The organism is Chthoniobacter flavus Ellin428 (genome assembly GCF_000173075.1).
GTDB classification, from domain to species: domain Bacteria; phylum Verrucomicrobiota; class Verrucomicrobiia; order Chthoniobacterales; family Chthoniobacteraceae; genus Chthoniobacter; species Chthoniobacter flavus.
Genome location: NZ_ABVL01000008.1, coordinates 244,989 through 262,302 on the forward strand (window position 1 = coordinate 244,989; position 17,314 = coordinate 262,302).

A 17,314-nucleotide genomic window follows, 5' to 3' on the forward strand; every position below is an offset into this window, starting at 1 on the left:
GGGCAGCTGCTAATGACGATTTAATCTCCGTTCATCGCCTCATCCTCATACTTCCGGCTGTAGCGCACGAAGGCGAAGAAGGCGGTGGCGACGGCGATCCAGAGGCCGGGGAAGCCGTCGAGGAATCCGCGGCGGATGACATAGGCGCGGAAGAAACGCCACCACGGGCGGAACAAGGTCGCGGCGAGCGACCAGCGGGCGCCTTCGCTCTTTTGCTTTTCGAGAAAGGCGTCGGCGAACGTGTTGATCTTGCTCACGTAGTGCCGCATGTCGCGGAAGGAATAGTGATGGAGGTCGCCGTTCAAAGTCGTGACCGGGCCCTCGATCTCCACTTTGTCGTGCGCGGCGTTGCCCCCGCAGCGACCTTTGTCGCGGCGAAAGAGGCGCAGCTTGCGATCAGGATACCAGTCGCCGTGGGTGATCCAGCGGCCCATGAACCAGACTTTGCGGGCCATCTTCGCGCCCACGTAGCGCTCGGCGTCGCTCTTTTCGAAAAAGGCAATGATGGCGGCTTTCAGCTCGGGGGAAAGTTCCTCGTCACAATCGAGCAGGAGCACCCATGGCTGGGTGCAAAGCGAGACGGCGACGTTTTTCTGGTCGCGCTGGCCGAGGTAATCCTGGTGCTGCACGCGGGCGCCGAATTCCCGGGCGACATCCAAAGTTTTGTCGGTGGAACCGGAATCCACGACGACGATTTCCTTCGCGAGGTCCGCGGCGCTTTGCAGGCAACGGCGCAGGTTGGCTTCCTCATTGAGAGAGATGATCGCGATGGAAAGATTCAGCGGCAGACCGGGCATGGATGGCCGAGGGTGGCGTGCGCCAGACGGGCCGCCAAGCTCGTTTCTGGGAGTGGACTTCACCGCTGAGGCACTTCGCTCAGAGTGACATGCGAAATAAAACAGCGGAAAGAATGTTTGGCCCGCAAATCACGCAAATGACTCGAATGAAGGAGCACCAATTCGTGTCATTCGCGTGATTCGCGGGCGTTCTTTTCCGAGTCACTCAGGAATGCTTCGGCACGGGCTTCTCGCTGAGCTTGCCGCGGCCTTGCTCGAGGATCTTCCGCTCCGAGCGGGTGAGGCTCTTTATGCCGTGCTGCGCGATCTTCTCGAGGATCGGGTCGATCTCCGCGGTGATGAACTGCTCGGGGGTCATGCGGGCCAGCCGGGCGGCACGCTGGCGGCGATCGAAGATGTAGCGCTGGATGGCCAGCGGATTACCGTAGCCGAGCTGCTTCACGTAGGCCCAGCCGAAGATCGCGCCCGCGATCATCCCCGCCGGGCCGATCTCCGTGGCCGTATCCGTCACCCAGCAAATACTACTGACGCCGAGCAGCGCCCAGGTGAGGTACTTCGCCCGGATTCGCACGGGCATGACGAAGAGCAGGTGGCAGGTCACCTCGAGCTCCGGCAGGATGGTGGTATAGGCGACGATCACCGCGGACACACCGGCCGACACACCCATGAGCGGTTTCGCGCTCATGAACGTCCAGTGCGCCAGGCCGCCGAGGAGATTGCCCACGACGTAGATGATCGAAAAGTGACGTGCGCCGACGATCGGCTCCAACTCGCGGCCCGCGAGGAAGAGCAACAGCAGATTGACCGCCATCTGCACCGGATCGGCATGCAGCAGGCCGAAGCTCAGGAATTTCCACCACTGCCCGCTTTTGATCACCCCATCGTCGAGCGCCAGCCATTGGCGGAGGATCTCGTGGGTCGGCTGGCCACTGAGCAGCGTCTCGGTGATGAATTGCGCGCCGAAAGCCCCCGCACCGAGCGCCACGACGAGCATCGTGGCCGATGCGCGTCCCGGTTGCCACCGTCGCACAAACGGCTGCATTTGTCGGCGGGAGGGGCGCATACGTGAAAGAAATTAAGCGACGCGCCGTCGCTTGTAAAATTGGAAAGCGTCCGGTCTTGTCATTTTAATTATCGCGCCCAACCGGCACCACGACCTTAAGTTTTCGTGACGAAATGCGGAAGGTCACCGGCAGGGCGCCGACGACCTCGCCATCGACCTCCACGGGTACGTCTTCGTCGCTGCGCACGGACGCCTTTTTCGTCTGGAAATACTCCACATCGGGCAGGCCGGTGTGTTTGCCGATGAAGACATTCGTCACGTAACGGGCGATGTCGAGGTAGGCGAGGTTCTTGAAGATGAGGACGTCGAGCTTGCCGTCGTCGATCCGGGCTTCCTTGAAGAAGGCGAGCGGGCCGCCGTAGTAGCGGCCATTCCCGATGAGCACGAAGGATCCCTCGCGCACCTGATCGTCCGCCTCCACATAGAGACGGGGCGGTTTTTGGGCGGCGATCTGGGCCGCGGAAATGAGGTAACTCAGTGGGCCGAAGTTCTTTTTGAAATTCCAGCTGGTGGCCTGCACGACCTGGGCATCGAGTCCAACCCCGGCGAGCTGGACGAAATATTGTTGGTTGGCCCGCAGCAGGTCGACCCGGCGGGTCCGGCCGGCCTGAATGATGGCCCAGGCCTCATCGAGGTCGCCCGGCAGGCCGAGTTCGGCCGCGAAGACGTTCATGGTGCCGACCGGCAGGATGCCGAGAGAAACGTCCGAGCCGACGATCCCGTTGACCACCTCATTCACCGTGCCGTCGCCGCCGGCCGCCACAATGGTGGCAAAGCCCTCTTTCACAGCAGCTTCCGCCACGGCCCGGGCATCGCCGGGAGCCGCGGTCGCACGCATGGTGCAATTGGGCAACTTCTCGATGCGGCGCCAAGCCGCCTTGGCTCGCTCGCTGCGAGCCGCTGGATTGAAAATAACAAGGGTCTCCTGCATGCTGCACGGGCGATTCCGCCTTTTCTTTCAAGGCTCGGGGACTACGTTGTGCGGCGTGAAAAAAGTTTCCAAGGCTATTCTCATCGGGCTCACCATATTGGTGGCCTTGGGGGTCGCCCTCGTCGTTGGCTTGAACCTCTACATCCAGTCGCCCGGCTCGCAAGCGCGGATCCAGGAGGAATTGAGCAAAGCCCTGCGTCTGCCCCTGAAGCTGACGAATGTCAGCGTGTCGCCGTTCGGCGACCTGCGCATCACCGGCATCACCATCCCGAATGGGGGCGCGAATTTCCTCGAAGCCACTTCCTTCAATGCCCACTACCGGCTGCTCCCGATTCTGCAGGGCAAGCTGGAGATCACCGAGATGAGCGTGGAGAACCCGAAGATCATCTGGGCACAGACCGCGGACAAAAAGTGGAAACTGCCCGCGCCGGAACAGGCGAAAGAGGTCTCCGCCGAGGACGCGAACCAGAAGCTGGCGAAGGAGGAGAAAAAGGGGGAATCCGCCAATGGACAGCCCGGGGAAAAGAAGCCGGCGGAGGAGGTCGAAAAAGTGGCCGCGGAGAAGAAGAGCAAGTTTGTCGTGGCCGTCGATCGCTTCGAGGTGAAGGGCGGCCAGGCCGAGTTGTTCGACAACGAAAACAAGCACCTCGCGGTGTTGAGCGACGTGAACATGGTCTACACGTCCCTCACTCCCGACCACATCGAGGGCACAGCGACCATCGGCAAACTGGTCTATGCGGACGGCGCGACGTTCGAAAATGTGAGCACGCCGTTCAGCTTTGCCGGGGGCGCATTCGACCTCTCGCAAATCGACGCCACTTTTGCCGGCGGCAAGGTGCAGGGCAAATACCACACCCACAACGAAGGGGAGCATTCGCCTTTCAAAATTGCGGTGAACTTTTTGCAGGTGAACCTGGACCAACTGGGACGGCAATGGGGAACGGATCCCGGGCAGATGCTCGGGACCCTGAGCGGGCAGGCCGAAATCCACGGCGACTATCAGCGCAAGAACCGTTACGATGGCGTCGGCCGCGTGGACATTCGCGACGCGCAGTTTCACCAGCTCGATCTTTTCCAGAACATCGGGCAGATCATCGGCCTGAAGGAGCTCTCCGACCTGCGGGTGCGCGATGGACACTCAGATCTGCGGCTGAGCGGCGAGAAGGTGTATGTGGACACACTCGCTCTCAATACCGCCGACCTGCAACTCACCGCGCACGGCATGGTGCGGCTCGACAAGCGGCTCAACCTCGACGCGCAACTTTCGGTCGAGGAAGCCGTGGCGCAGCATCTCCCGGCGATGATTCACGACAGCTTCACGCCCATCGAAGGCGGCCGGCGGGCGATCGATTTCGTCATCAACGGCACGACCGATAAACCGAAGACGAACCTGCTCAACAAGCTCATCGGGCAGAAGATCGACAACCAATTCGGCAATGTGCTGAACAGCATCTTCGGCGACAAGAAGCAGGAAGACGACAAGGCCCGGAAAGAGGACAAGGACAAGGAGAAGAAAAAGAAGAAGGACAAGGAAGCGCCCGGCACACCCGCCCCGACGGCGGCGCCCGAGCCGGCCAGCCCCGCTCCCGCTCCCGCGGCTCCCCAGCCGGCTCCGGTGACTCCGCAACCTCAACCGACCACGCCGAATCCGTGAGGGTCATCGCTGGTAGTGCGGGTGGGCTTTCGTTGTATCTGCCCAAGAGCGAATTGCGACCGACCATGGATGTGGTCAAAGGCGCGATTTATTCCAGTCTCAGCGATTTTATCATCGGGGCGCGGGTCCTCGATCTCTTCGCCGGCAGCGGCGCGCTGGGGATCGAGGCGCTGAGCCGCGGAGCGGCTGCGGCCACGTTTGTGGAAAGCGATCGCCGGGCGGTGGCGGCGATCGAGAAGAACCTGGAAAGGACGAAGCTGACGGGCGACGTGCAGCCGGTCGATGTGTTCCGTTTTCTCGACCGTCTTGTCGGGGCGGGATCGTTCGATTTGATCCTCGCCGATCCGCCTTACGCCAAGGTGCCGGGCGAGCGCGATTTCACGCCGGAACTGCTCGGTTCGGAGCCGTTGCGCAAGGCGCTGAAACCCAATGGCATTTTCATTCTCGAACATATGCCGGGGGCGAAATTGCCGCTGCGCGACGTCTGGGAGTGCTTTCGTCAGAAGCGTTACGGTGCTACCGAGGTGGCCTTTCTCCGGCCGGTGAGTTGATCGCATGGCTGCGCCTTTTCCCGATGACGCGCGCCGCTCGTTGCGTCTCTACAATTTCTTCTTCCCGTTCGTCTTCGTCGTCCTGCTGCCGGGCTACCTGCTGCGCATGATGCGCCGGGGCGGCTATCGTGAAAATTTCGGCCATCGTTTCGGGCGCTACAGCGACGCGGATCGGCAACGCTTCGCCAAAGGCGCGTGGCTGTGGCTGCACTCGATCAGCGTCGGCGAAACGTTGCTCGCGTTGAAGCTCGCGCGGCAGATGCGCGCGGTGGATCCGAATACGAACATCGCGCTGTCGGTCACGACCTCGACCGGGTTCGCGGTCGCGCGCGAGGCGGCCGGCGATTGGCTGGAGGTCATCTACAATCCGCTCGATCTGCTTTCCTTCGTGCGGGCCGCGCTCGGTGTCGTCCGGCCGAAGCGGCTGATCTTCATCGAAGCCGTGTGGCCGAATCTGCTCGCCGAGGCCAAACGGCGCGGGCTTCCCGTGGCGTTTGTGCCCCGGCTCTCGCCGCGCTCGGAGCGGCGGTTTCGGCGCTTTCGCGGAATCGCGGGGCCGATGTTCCGGCTGGTCGATGTGCTCGCCGTGCAGGATCAGGAAGATGTCACGCGTTGGGAATCGCTGGGCGTGGATCGCGCCCGCATTCAGGTCACGGGGAATACGAAGTTCGATTACGCCGGAGGCGGCGGTGAACGCGTGGCGGAGTTTCGCGGCTTGCTGCGCCAGCTCGGGGTCGCGGAGAACGCCCCCATCCTGCTCGCCGGCAGCACGTTTCCCGGCGAAGAACTCATTCTGGCGAAGGTGTATCGCGAGCTGCGCGGACGATTTCCGAATCTCTTCCTCATCCTCGTCCCGCGCCATGTCGAGCGCACGCCGGAGGTGCTGGCGGATTTGCGTCCGCTCGATCTGCGCGTTGAGCTGCGGAGTGAACCTGCAAAGGCGCCTGCGGATGTCCTCGTGGTCAATACCACCGGCGAGCTGCGTGATTGGTATCACCTCGCCACGGTGGTGTTCATCGGCAAAAGCCTGACCGCCCACGGCGGGCAAAATCCCGTGGAACCCGTGATGGCCGGCAAGCCGGTGGTCTATGGTCCGAACATGGAAAACTTCGCCGCCATCGTCACGCGCTGGCGCGAGGAACAAGCGGCCGTCCAAGTCCGCGATGCCACGGAACTTCAGGAGCAAATCGCCGAGCTGCTCACCGATGCACCGCGCCGCGATGCGCTCGCCAGGCGCGCCCGGGAAATCGTCGCCGCCCATCTCGGCGCCACGGAACGCACCGTGGCCGCCGTGCTGTCGACGCCGGCGCGTTTTCCCTCGGTGTCATCCTGAGACCTAAAAGCCGCTGCGCGGGATTGTTCGCTGGGACAAGAACCAGCCGCGGAGGCTGGGGGAGTCCCCTTGGATATGGCGTGCGGCAACGGCTTTCCTGGGAGGGGGGCGACTTTCCAGTCGCCCTGCGTCGCGGAGCGACGCCCCAAAGAATGGGCGCTCCGCGCGTTTGCTCGGTCGGCGACAGGAAAGTCGCCGCTCCCAAGGGAGCGAGTTCCAGTTCGAAACAGGTTCTTTGGAAGCGGAGCGCGCAGTCGAAAGCCGAGCTTGCGAGGCGCTTATGGGACTGCGGGGCAAATCCCGCCGCTTTACGAGCGATTCTCGCTGGTTGTTCGACGGGGTTCTTCGACTGCGTTCCAGTCGTTACACTCCTTCCACTTCGCTCAGAATGACATCGAGGAGAGAGCTGCGCTCTGATAATGCCACTTGTGGCAAAAGTTAGGTCGCAGACCGCCCCTGAAGCCCCACGTCCTTTTCGCACGCACTCCGGCCCCATCGCGTTGAACACGCGCGCCGCTGGGTTGTCATACTTGGCAGTCGACAAGTGCGGCCTTGCCCTATTGTAAGACGCAGGGTTTTGCCTGCACCGCGTTTGTCGGCATATTTGTATCATTCACCATGAGTCTCTATCTCCTTCTCTTTCTCGGTACGCTGGCGATTTCGCTCTTCGCCCAATTCCGGGTGAAAAGCCTTTACCGTCGCTATAGCCAGGTCAGCTCCTCTTCCCACGCCACCGGCGCGGAAGTGGCCCAGGCGATCCTCCAGCGCGCCGGCATCGGCGACGTGGAAATCGTCGCGGCGGAAGGCCTGCTCGGCGACCATTACGATCCCTCGAGCAAACGTCTCGTGCTCTCCACGGAGAACTACCAGAGCGATTCCCTGGCGGCGATCGGGGTCGCGGCCCACGAGTGCGGCCACGCCCTGCAACATCAGCAGGGCTACGGCCCGCTGCACCTCCGCATGGCCGCGGTCGGCGCGGTGCAATTCGCCAACCAGATCGTCATGTTCCTGCCGTTCCTGTTCATGTTCACGAGAATCATTTCCGTCCACACCGGCCTCACGCTGATGGCGGTGGGCTGGGGTGTGATCATGCTCTTCAATCTCGTCACGCTGCCGGTCGAGTTCGATGCCTCGAATCGGGCCAAACAGGTGCTCGCCGAGATGGGCTACACTCGTGGCGAGGAGGAAGCGGCCGGGGTGCGCAAAGTCCTCGATGCCGCCGGCTGGACTTACGTCGCCGCGTTAATCAGCTCGCTGGCCTACATGTTGTACTACCTGCTCCCGCTGCTCACCGGCGGTCGCAGCCGCGATTGATGGGTCGATTGATCCGTGACCGAAATTGGCGTGCATAGCGGCTTCCCCGGCGAGATGCTCCGAAGCATGGCTGAGTTCGAAATCCGTCGCATCACTGCTGAGGAGACCATTCCGCTGCGCCACCCGATTTTGCGTGCCGGGTTGCCGCGTGAGACGTCCATTTTTCCGGGAGACGAAGCGGAGACCTCGCGGCATTTCGGGGCGTTCCGCGATGGCCAGCTCGTGGGCGTAGCGACGATCCATTTCGTACCCCTGCTCGATCGGCCGGATTTCGATCCTGCGTATCAATTGCGCGGGATGGCGACGGCGCCGGAAGTGCGCGGATCCGGTGCGGGACGCGCATTGGTCGAGGCGTGTGTCGAAGCGGCCCGGGCCGCGGGCGCGCAATGGATTTGGTGCAACGCGCGGACCCCGGCAGCGGGTTTTTATGCGCGATACGGTTTCCAAACCACCGGCGGGATTTTCGAAATCCCCACCGCCGGCCCGCATGTGCGCATGCTGCGGGCGTTGTAGAGTGATTTACGCTTTCGCACTCGCCTGCACGGTGAGCGCGAGGCGTGAGGCTTTGAGGCAGGTCGCGGAGGTGAAGCCGGTCGCCGGGATTTGTCCGCGCACTTCCTGGAGGAAGTCTTCGAGATACCCACGCGTGCGGTTTTCGCCGACGGGAATCAATTCGGGCTCGGTGCTGCTGTCTTTGATGACCGTGATTTCCTTGGCGAAGAGATGCGTCTCGGCGAGGCCGCGCGTCCCGTGGACGAGCAGATGCCAGTAGTGCGGGAGCTTGTAGCCGAGGGTGTCCGGCGCGAGATAGGAGAAGTCGCACAGGATGCCGGCGCCGTTGTCGAGCGTGGCCATGAATTGCGCGCTATCCTCGAAGTGCGGGAACTCGCGGGCCTTGGCGTTCCAACTGCGCACGGCGCGAAACTCGCCCCACTGATGACCGGTCATCCACGGCACGAAATCGAACGCATGGACGCCGATATCATTGATCGTGCCGCCATGCTTGCCCTCTTCGAAGTACCAGCCCGGCCGTGTGCCGAGGAGCAGCGGATGCTGGCCATCGATGTGTATGCTGGCCACTTCACCGATCTCCCCGCTGAGAATGATGTCCCGCAATTTCCGCAGCGCGGCGATGTCGCGGCTATCGAGCTGCAGACCGACGAGCAACTTGCGCTCGGCGGCGACGCGCTCGATCTCCTCCTGTTCGGCGAGCGAAGTGCAAAGCGGCTTGTCGCTGAGCACGTGACGCCCGGCGCGCAACGCGGCGAGGGCGAGGCTGCCCCGCTTGCCGTAATAGTCGCCGATGGCAATGACGTCGCAGTCGACCTCGCGGAGCATCGTGGCGAAATCAGTGTGCGTGATCTTCACCCGGCCCTTCTCGGCGAGAGCGTCGCGCGTGGCGGCGTCTTCCTCGCAGCAGGCGACGACTTCGGTGTCACTGCGCTCTTCCACCCCGGTGAGCAGGTCGAGGATGTGAACGTGGCGGAAACCGGCAAAAGCGAAACGTGTTTTCATTCTTCAAGATGGGTGGCGGAAGCGGGGTCGATATGCAGCACGGCGTTGGCATGCCGGCGCAGGATGGAAGCCGGGCACTCGCGGGTGATGGGCCCCAGGAGGGTGTCGTGCACGGCGTTGGCCTTGCGCGTGCCGGGCACGCAGCAGGAAATGTGTCGCGCGCCGACGAGCGCGGGAATGGTCAGCGTGATGGCGTGCGCGGGCACCGCCTCGATTTCCGGGAAACAGCCATCGTGCACCTGCTGGCGCCGGCATTTCTCATCGAGCTCGACAATTTTCACGAGCTGCGGGTCGTTGAAATCCGCGACCGGCGGATCGTTGAACGCGAGGTGGCCATTTTCGCCGATCCCCATGCAGACGAAATCGATCGGCCTTTCCGCGAGCAGCTTGCCGTAACGGGGCGCACTCGTGCACCGGATCCTTTTCGCCCTGGATGAGATGCACCGCCCTGGGCCGGGCGATGTGATCGAGCAAATGCGCGCGCAGGAAATGGCGGATGCTCTGCGGATGCGTGGCGCGCAGGCCAACGTATTCATCCATGTGGAAAATGGTCACTTGATTCCACGCCACGGACTGCCGCACCAGCGCGGCGAGAAATTCATCCTGCGAAAGCGCGCAGGCAAAAATGACCCGTGCCTCCCCGCGTAAATCACACGCCTCGCGGATCGTCTCCGCTGCGACCACGGCGGCGGCCTCGCCGAGCGCCTCGCGGCTCGCGTGGGTGCGCACCTCGAGCGCATCGTATGTGATCGTTTTCATGGGGGACTTATCCTAAATGACGAGGGGCGGTCACTTTCCCGGGATTTCAATTTCCGGCAAGGAGATTCCGAAGTGCGCGGCAACGCCGGTCGAGAACAGGGCGCGCGCTTCGGCCTCGGGAATACCGATCCATTTCGCTGCGTTCGCCACGCCCTGCGCGGGAGCCAGGCAGGAACCGGCAAGATTGGCGCTGCCCGGAGCGCGCACGAAACCATCGCGCGATTCCACTTCCAGCCGCCCAATGCGATAACGCCCGGGCGCCGCGCCGGCCGCGGCCATGGCATCGGTCGTGAACAACACTTTGCCGGGCGGTTTGGCGCGGAAGAAATTGCGCACCGTGAAAGGCGGCAGATGCGCACCATCGGGAATGAGACAGGCGGTCAATTCGTCGCGGGCGAGGAGGCGCTGGATGACGTTGTTGTGCCGCGGAAGCGTCACCGGGGTGCCGTTGCCGAGATGGGTGATCATCGTCGCCCCGGCACGAATGGCTTCGTCGATCTGTGCTTCGCTGGCATTGGTGTGACCGAGGGAAAGGACCACCTTTTGCGCCACCAACGCGGCGATGAATTCCGGGCTGCCCGGCCATTCGGGCGCGACCGTCAGCAGGCGGATATTACCGCCCGCCGCCTCCTGTAGTCGCTGGAACGCCGCCCGATCCGGCGCCCGCATGCATTCGCCGGGATGCGCCCCCCGGTAACCCTCTTCCGGACTCAGGAACGGCCCTTCCAAATGATAGCCGCAGACCGTCTCCGCCAGCACCGGATCGGCCGCCCGGTATTTCTCAATCTGGGCGAACTTCCGGGCCAGCGCGTCCATTTCATCGGTAATGAGGGTGAGCAGGATGCGGTGCGTCTGCCCGGCGCGCAGGGCGTCGACGCCCCGCCGGAGGTCGGCTTGGGAGAGGTCGGGGTTCTGGAAATCGACACCGGCGTAGCCGTTGATCTGCAGGTCGAAAAGCGAGGGAGCGAGGGGCATGGGGGCGTGGTCAGGAGGAAGTAATCAGTAATCAGTGATCAGTGCTCTCGAATCGGGACACGTTCCGAAGGAAATACTGATCACTGATCACTGAATACTGAATACTCTCCCCATAGCCACTCTTTGAACCCTGCAAAAAATCTTGGGGTCCGCCCGTTTGCGGGGTTAGTAGTGGAAACCTCCCGCCATGAATACTTCCCTCCGCCTCATTTGCGCTTCTGTTTTCGTCTTTGCCACGGCTCATGCCGCAGATTGGCCGCAATGGCGCGGACCGAACCGGGACGCCATCGTCAAGGATCCGAATCACAAGCTGGACAAGCTGCCCGACGACCCGAAGGTGCTTTGGAAAATTGACGCCGGCCCCGGCCAGTCGTCGCCCGTCACCTCCGGCGGCAAGGTTCTCCTGCTCGATGCCAAAGGAGCCGACGAAACGGCGCATTGCTTCGACGCCGCGACCGGCAAAGAGCTCTGGGCAACCCCCGTCGGCCCCGTCGTGGAATTTTCGCCCGCGTACGGCGGCGGCCCGCGCTGCACACCGATCATCGACGGCGACCGCGCCTATCTGCAATCGAGCGGTGGTGAATTCGCCTGCCTGTCCATGGCCAATGGCAAAAAGATCTGGGGCGTGAGCTTCGGCAAGGATTACGGCGCCACCTTCCTCGGCAACAAGAGCGGCGACCCAGCCGCGAAAGAGACCGCCTCGCGCCGCCATGGCAACGACGGCTCCGCGGTCATCGACGGCAATCGCGTTTTCGTCCCCGTGGGCAGCACTAATGGCGCGACGCTGGTCTGCTACGACAAGATGACCGGCAAGGAGTTGTGGAAAGCCGGCAACGACAACACCGCTTATTCCTCCGTGCAGGTCGGCACGCTGGGCGGCGTCCGGCAGGTCGTCCACTTCACCGCCGATGCGCTCATGGGAGTCGACGCCGCGACCGGCAAAGATCTACTGGCGCATCCCGCTCAAGACCGGCGCCAAACGCCACGCCTGCACTCCGGTCATCGGCCCGGACAGCGTGGTCGTCGCCTCCACGAGCATCGGCACACAGCGGTTCAATATCTCAAAGAAGGGCGCCGATATCTCCGCGGACAAGGCTTGGGAAAACAAGTCGTGCAAGACGATCCTCGGCACCCCGACGCTGATCGGCAATTACCTCTTCACCCTCGGCCCGAGCGATCATACCGATCTCGAGTGCCTCGACTTCGCCACCGGCAACCAGCTTTGGTCGCAACCTGGCTTCGGCGACTACGCCTCGCTGACCACGGTGAACGACAAGATCCTCGCCCTCAACTCGACCGGCGAACTCATCCTCATCAAGATCAACCCGGCGAAATACGAGGAACTCGGCCGCGTGCAGCTCTGCGCGAAGACCTGGGCCAGCCCGGCGTATGCGGATGGGAAGATCTACGTCAAAGACGAAGGCCACCTCACGGCTTACGCGCTGGCACCGTAATCCGTGTTCAGTTTTAAGTTTAAAGTTTTAAGAGCTCCTTCATCGGGCGCTCTCGCGATGCAGACACTTAAAACTTAAGACTTAACACTTAAATCTTTCCTAACTGCCCCGATTTCATGCCCTTCCTCGATACCTCCAAAACCCGTTCTCCGCGTTACGACGTCGTCATCATCGGCAGCGGTGCCGCCGGCGGCATGGCCGCCTATGTGCTCGCCAAGGCGGGGGTGAAAGTCCTCATGCTCGAGGCCGGTCGCAAGTACGATCCCGCGACCGAAACGCCGATGTTCGAGACGAACGCCGACGCGCCTTTGCGCGGGGTGGATACGCCGGACAAACCGAACGGTTTCTTTGACGCCACGATCGGTGGCTGGACGGTGAAGGGCGAGCCCTACGTGGTGGAAAACCAGAAGGAAAAAACGTGGGTCGAAGGCGCTTTCCAAAATCGCAACAAGACCGACCAGGGCTTCATGTGGTGGCGGGCGCGCATGCTCGGCGGCCGCACGAACCACTGGGGCCGTGTCTCGCTGCGCTTGGGGCCGCTGGATTTCAAGCCGAAGAGCTTCGACGGCCTCGGCTTCGATTGGCCGATCAGCTACGAGGACGTGGCGCCGTATTACGACCAGGTCGACCAGCTCATCGGCGTCTTCGGCTCGAAGGAAGGGCTGGAGAATAATCCGGATAGCGATTTCTTCCAGCCGCCGCCCAAACCGCGCGCTTACGAGCATCTCATCATGCGCGGCGGCAAGAAGCTCGGCATCCCGGTAGTCGCGTCGCGTCTGGCCATTCTGACCAAGCCGATCAACGGCCGCGCCGCGTGCTTCTATGCGACCTCGTGCGGACGCGGTTGCGCCATTCGCGCGAATTTCCAGAGCACCACGGTGCTCATTCCGCCGGCGCTGGAGACGGGGAATCTCGACATCCTCACCGGCGCGATGGCCCGCGAGGTCACCCTCGATGCCCAGGGCCGCGCCACCGGCGTGCATTTCATCGACACGGCCACGGGCAAGGAAGAGCACGTCGCCGCGCGCGCCGTCATTCTCGGGGCGAGTGCTTGCGAGAGCGCGCGCCTGCTCATGAACAGCAAGTCGGCGAAATTCCCGCAGGGCCTCGGCAATTCCACCGGCCATCTCGGCCGCTGGCTCACCGATTCCACGGGCAGCGATCTCGGCGGGCAAATCCCCGCGTTGGAAAACATGCCGCTGCACAACGAGGACGGCACTTCCAACATGCACACCTATGGACCGTGGGTGAAGCATCACGAGGCCAAGGCCGGCAAACTCGGTTTCCCGCGCGGCTACTATCTCGCGTGGGGCGGCGGACGCACCATGCCCGGCATGGGCGCGGCCACGAGCAGCCTGCTCGGCAATGTCTACGGCAAGAAGCTCAAGGAAGAGGCGCGCCGCTACTATGGGTCGTTCGTCAGCATCAGTTGCCGCGGCGAGATGATCCCCAACGAGCAGAGCTACATGGAGCTCGACCCGGAGAAGAAGGACCAGTGGGGCATCCCCGTCGCACGCTTCCATTTCAAGTGGAGCGATTACGAGTTGAAACAGGTCGCTTATGCGCAGCAAAACTTCGCCGACCTCATCGAAGCCGCGGGCGGCAAGGTCACGCGTCCGCCGGAGAAAGATGGCAGTAAGGCCATCACCGCCGGGGGCAGCGTGAAACACGAGATCGGCGTCACCCGCATGAGCGCCGAGCCCAAGGACGGCGTGACGAATAGCTTCGGCCAGCTCTGGGATTGCCAGAACGTCGTCGTCGCCGACGGCGGCGTCTTCGTGAGCGGTCCTTACAAGAACCCGACCCTCACCATCCTCGCCCTCGCCTGGCGCGCTTGCGATCGCCTGATCGACGGGATGAAGAAGGGCGAGATCGCGGCTCCGGTATAGTCAGAGGCTGCATTTTTTGGGTGGCGAAATAAATAAGTCACCCTCCTCGCGGGTCATTCTGAGCGGAGTGCTCCGGTGGTGAGGCGGCGGAGCACGGAGTCGAAGAACCCCGTCGCTTTACCAGAGATCATCGCTGGTTATTCGTCCGGGTTTGCCCCGCAGTCCCATGGGCGTCTCGCTGGTTGTTCGACGGGGTTCTTCGACTGCGTTCCGGTCGTTACACTCCCTCCACTCCGCTCAAGAATGACCGCGCGGAGGGAAATTCATTTTGACCGAGATCCCGCCGACCGGAATCTGCCGGTCGGCAGACGCGTCCCCCATCCTACCTACCACCGGCAGCGGCTCCGCACGGCCTGGATACTCGCCGCCAGGCACTGCTGGCGGGCCTCACGTTCCTGCTGCTCGGCGAGGCGTCGTTGCTCTCGCAATTCCAACGCCTCGGCCAGGGTCACCCCGAGCATGCTGGCCACAGCCTCCAGAGATGGTGATATCGTTTTCATCCAGTTTCGGGAAAAAGAATGGAAGCGGCATGATGCCGCTTCCAATCGGAGGATCAGCGGCAGGGATGCCGCTGCCACTTTGGTTAGCAGGCCGCCGTGAAACCCCATTCTTCGCCGCCGATGGCGACGATGTTCGCGCGCAGTTTGCGGACCGCCAGTTCCAGGCGGGTCTTGATCGTGCCCAGCGGGATGCCGGTCTTGGCGGCGATCTCGCGCTGGCTCATGCCGCGATAAAAGGCGAGTTGCACGGCTTCCTTCTGCGCCTCGGGGAGGGTCTCGAGCATCTGGCTCATGAACTTCGCGCGGTCGGTGGACATCACTTGTTCTTCCACGCTGACCACGTCGGGCGCCTGGCTGTTGTCCTCGACATGGATGCGGAGGCGTTCCTCGGCGCGGTCGTAGGCCTGGCGGCGGCGCACGCGGTCAATCGCGCGGCGGCGGGCCATGGTTACCAGCCAGCCGAGCACCTTGCCCTTGGTCTCGTCGTAAGCCTTGCAGCGGTTCCAGAGCTCGATCATCGCCTCCTGCATCAGGTCATCGACATCCGCGTCGTTGTGGATGACGCGGGCGATGACAGTGCGGAGGATGGCCTGGTGGCGATGGAAAAGCATGCTCAACGCCGCTTCATCTCCCTCGCGCAAACGGGCCATTAGTTGTTCGTCGGTCGCCTCAGTCTGGATGTCGATCGAGGTCGTCGTCGAAGTGGTCAGCCGGGTATCGAATTCGTAAAGCATAGTGTGGAGTTTGGTTGAGATCCCCTTTTGCTACCCGCGTGCCAAATCCAGTTTACTCTGTAGACGCGTGCCGACGCTGTGTCCGAGTGTCAATAACACTGACAAAAGTGTAATTTTAAACGACACTGTCCTACATCGTGACACGTAATTGGTTACGTGCTCGGGGTTGTAGCGGGTTAAATGGGGCGGCGGAGCTCCGGGGAGCGCATCCGTCCTCGGGTGCTGGTGGCGGCGTCTCCGAAGGATTACCCACATCTTTTCCCGGTGTTGGGACGTCGGAGGGATGGCGCCACTGGATCGGGTCGCCCTGAGGGGATTTGCACCCGTCAGGGCTCCCACACCACCGGACGTGCGGTTTTCCGCATCCGGCGGTTTCACCGTGGCGTTTTAACGCGCCAGCAGGACTGATGGCATGAGGTATCCGTAACGACGCAGACTTGCCACGCTGATGGCCGCTTGCAGGGCGGGGCTGCCCGCCATGCACCAAGCGCCTCGACTACTGCGGGCGCTGACCCAGTGGTGGCGGGAGATGCCCAGGCGTTGGAACGCCTGGAGTCGTCCCTGGGTGCAGTGCCACCGCTGCCAGTAGTATTTGCGGATGTGGCGGCGTATCCAGCCATCCACCCGCTTCACCCAGCGCACTTCTTGTGCGAGAGCAAAGTGGCTGCACCAGCCACGCACGTACTGGTTCCATTCATCACGCATTTCCTGGTTGCCGCGATGTCGCTGGGGCCGCCAAAAGGCACGCACCTTCTCTTGCAAGTGGGTCAGGCTCTTTTGGGCGATTTCAATCACCCCTTGGGCGTTGATGCTGAACCCCAGCAACCGGCGTCCTGTGGTCGGTCCCGTTCCGCTCTTGGTCTGGTTGACCTTCAAGCGCAGCTTCTTTTCGATCCAGCCGATGAGGCTGGAGAGGACCCGTTGCGCGGCGGCGGCACTGCTCACATAGATGTTGCAGTCGTCCGCATAGCGCACATAGGCCAGGCCGCGCCCTTCCAGTTCCCAATCCAATGGGTCGAGGTAGATGTTCGCCAGCAGGGGCGAGAGCGGCCCGCCTTGCGGCGTGCCTTCCTCGTTGTCCTGCACCACTCCGTTGACCATCACCCCGGCCTTCAGATACCGACCGATCAGGGTTCTGACTCTCACGTCGCTGACCGTCTCCCGCAGCCGGTGCATCAAAAGGTTGTGGTTGACCCGGTCGAAGAACTTTTCGATGTCCAGGTCGATCACGTAGCTTTTGCCCTCCTTCACGCAGGCTTGCGCCTGCCGCACCGCGTCGTGCGTGCTGCGTCCGGGTCGAAACCCATAGCTGCGCGCACTAAAGCGCGGCTCGTAGATCGGCGTGAGCACTTGCAAAAGCAGTTGCTGCACGAAGCGATCCATCACCGTGGGGATGCCCAGATCGCGTTCTCCGCCTCCAGGCTTGGGGATCTTCGTCCGTTTGACCGGACTCGGAGTATACCGACCCGCCAGCAGTTTGGCCCGAATGGCCTCCCCGTGGCGTTGCAGGTGTTCCACGAGCTCGCTGCAGCGCATCCCGTCAATGCCGGGCGCACCGCCGTTGCTCACCACTGCTTTCCATGCCGTGTGCCAATTTTCCGGGCTCACGGCTTCCTCCATCAGTTGCTCGATCATGGCTTTCTGTCGCCGGCGCTCAACCAGCTCGACTCGACCCCGCCCGACGCCGCCCGCCCCGGCTCCACCGGTTCTGCCGCGCCGTGCCCGTCCGCAGTAGTGGCCGCAGTTGCCACGCCGCGCGTTCCAGAGGTCTCTCGCCTCGCTGGTTGGCTCCTGGTTGAGCCATGTTCGTTGGTGCTTCCGCCCTTCGCTCCTCCCGACTTTCGC

The 17,314-nt window shown here is 62.7% G+C and carries 15 protein-coding genes and 2 pseudogenes; 8 read left to right on the forward strand and 9 right to left on the reverse strand.

What is annotated here, in order from left to right:
* Positions 1 to 20: 20 nt before the first annotated feature.
* From CFE428DRAFT_RS15330 to CFE428DRAFT_RS15340, 3 genes are all read right to left on the reverse strand, one after another.
* Positions 21 to 797, reverse strand: a complete 777-nt coding sequence (locus CFE428DRAFT_RS15330; protein WP_006980489.1) for a glycosyltransferase family 2 protein — start codon at positions 795 to 797, stop codon at positions 21 to 23.
* 205 nt (positions 798 to 1,002) lie between these two features.
* Complete coding sequence (locus CFE428DRAFT_RS15335; RefSeq protein WP_083805171.1) at positions 1,003 to 1,860, reverse strand: rhomboid family intramembrane serine protease; 858 nt, start codon at positions 1,858 to 1,860, stop codon at positions 1,003 to 1,005.
* 64 nt (positions 1,861 to 1,924) lie between these two features.
* On the reverse strand, positions 1,925 to 2,791 hold the full coding sequence (locus tag CFE428DRAFT_RS15340; RefSeq protein WP_042725047.1) for a diacylglycerol/lipid kinase family protein: 867 nt from the start codon (positions 2,789 to 2,791) through the stop codon (positions 1,925 to 1,927).
* 55 nt (positions 2,792 to 2,846) lie between these two features.
* Here CFE428DRAFT_RS15340 and CFE428DRAFT_RS33770 point away from each other — a divergent pair, with 55 nt between their 5' ends.
* The 5 genes from CFE428DRAFT_RS33770 to CFE428DRAFT_RS15365 all read left to right on the forward strand — a co-directional run bounded on the left by CFE428DRAFT_RS33770 (position 2,847) and on the right by CFE428DRAFT_RS15365 (position 8,156).
* Positions 2,847 to 4,445: an AsmA family protein gene (locus CFE428DRAFT_RS33770; RefSeq protein ID WP_049975651.1), complete on the forward strand. Its 1,599-nt coding sequence runs from the start codon at positions 2,847 to 2,849 to the stop codon at positions 4,443 to 4,445.
* Positions 4,442 to 4,996, forward strand: coding sequence for a 16S rRNA (guanine(966)-N(2))-methyltransferase RsmD (gene rsmD, locus CFE428DRAFT_RS15350; protein WP_042725048.1), 555 nt, complete (start codon positions 4,442 to 4,444; stop codon positions 4,994 to 4,996). Before CFE428DRAFT_RS33770 ends, rsmD begins: the two co-directional genes overlap by 4 nt.
* Positions 4,997 to 5,000: 4 nt before the next feature.
* Complete coding sequence (locus CFE428DRAFT_RS15355; RefSeq protein WP_006980494.1) at positions 5,001 to 6,329, forward strand: 3-deoxy-D-manno-octulosonic acid transferase; 1,329 nt, start codon at positions 5,001 to 5,003, stop codon at positions 6,327 to 6,329.
* 618 nt (positions 6,330 to 6,947) lie between these two features.
* A complete protein-coding gene (locus CFE428DRAFT_RS15360) occupies positions 6,948 to 7,643 on the forward strand; it encodes a zinc metallopeptidase (RefSeq protein WP_006980496.1) in 696 nt (231 codons plus the stop codon).
* 66 nt (positions 7,644 to 7,709) lie between these two features.
* A complete protein-coding gene (locus CFE428DRAFT_RS15365; protein WP_042725097.1) occupies positions 7,710 to 8,156 on the forward strand; it encodes a GNAT family N-acetyltransferase in 447 nt (148 codons plus the stop codon).
* A gap of 6 nt (positions 8,157 to 8,162) precedes the next feature.
* Here the strand turns inward: CFE428DRAFT_RS15365 and CFE428DRAFT_RS15370 are convergent, their stop codons facing one another.
* The 3 genes and pseudogenes from CFE428DRAFT_RS15370 to CFE428DRAFT_RS15380 all read right to left on the reverse strand — a co-directional run bounded on the left by CFE428DRAFT_RS15370 (position 8,163) and on the right by CFE428DRAFT_RS15380 (position 10,892).
* Positions 8,163 to 9,158, reverse strand: a complete 996-nt coding sequence (locus CFE428DRAFT_RS15370; protein ID WP_006980498.1) for a Gfo/Idh/MocA family protein — start codon at positions 9,156 to 9,158, stop codon at positions 8,163 to 8,165.
* Positions 9,155 to 9,917: pseudogene (locus CFE428DRAFT_RS15375) on the reverse strand (glucosamine-6-phosphate deaminase). The gene CFE428DRAFT_RS15370 and the pseudogene CFE428DRAFT_RS15375 overlap by 4 nt, the downstream one beginning before the upstream one ends.
* Positions 9,918 to 9,947: 30 nt before the next feature.
* Entirely contained in the window at positions 9,948 to 10,892 is a 945-nt protein-coding gene (locus tag CFE428DRAFT_RS15380; protein WP_006980501.1) for an N-acetylglucosamine-6-phosphate deacetylase, read from the reverse strand.
* 187 nt (positions 10,893 to 11,079) lie between these two features.
* On the opposite strand from CFE428DRAFT_RS15380, the pseudogene CFE428DRAFT_RS41120 reads away from it, so the two are divergent.
* The 3 genes and pseudogenes from CFE428DRAFT_RS41120 to CFE428DRAFT_RS15395 form a co-directional block, all read left to right on the forward strand.
* Positions 11,080 to 11,778 (forward strand): annotated as a pseudogene (locus CFE428DRAFT_RS41120) (outer membrane protein assembly factor BamB family protein); the annotation flags it as partial.
* Positions 11,779 to 11,800: 22 nt separating this feature from the next.
* The gene (locus CFE428DRAFT_RS37380; RefSeq protein ID WP_006980503.1) at positions 11,801 to 12,346 is read left to right on the forward strand and encodes a PQQ-binding-like beta-propeller repeat protein; all 546 of its coding nucleotides are present in this window, start codon (positions 11,801 to 11,803) and stop codon (positions 12,344 to 12,346) included.
* Between the two features lie 116 nt (positions 12,347 to 12,462).
* Positions 12,463 to 14,235: a GMC oxidoreductase gene (locus CFE428DRAFT_RS15395; RefSeq protein ID WP_006980504.1), complete on the forward strand. Its 1,773-nt coding sequence runs from the start codon at positions 12,463 to 12,465 to the stop codon at positions 14,233 to 14,235.
* A gap of 326 nt (positions 14,236 to 14,561) precedes the next feature.
* On the opposite strand, the gene CFE428DRAFT_RS37385 is transcribed toward CFE428DRAFT_RS15395, so the two are convergent.
* From CFE428DRAFT_RS37385 to ltrA, 3 genes are all read right to left on the reverse strand, one after another.
* Positions 14,562 to 14,735, reverse strand: coding sequence for a hypothetical protein (locus CFE428DRAFT_RS37385; protein WP_157447532.1), 174 nt, complete (start codon positions 14,733 to 14,735; stop codon positions 14,562 to 14,564).
* 83 nt (positions 14,736 to 14,818) lie between these two features.
* A complete protein-coding gene (locus tag CFE428DRAFT_RS15400; protein ID WP_006980506.1) occupies positions 14,819 to 15,469 on the reverse strand; it encodes an RNA polymerase sigma factor in 651 nt (216 codons plus the stop codon).
* Positions 15,470 to 15,856: 387 nt separating this feature from the next.
* Positions 15,857 to 17,104: a group II intron reverse transcriptase/maturase gene (gene ltrA / locus CFE428DRAFT_RS15405; RefSeq protein ID WP_006980507.1), complete on the reverse strand. Its 1,248-nt coding sequence runs from the start codon at positions 17,102 to 17,104 to the stop codon at positions 15,857 to 15,859.
* Positions 17,105 to 17,314 lie beyond the last annotated feature (210 nt).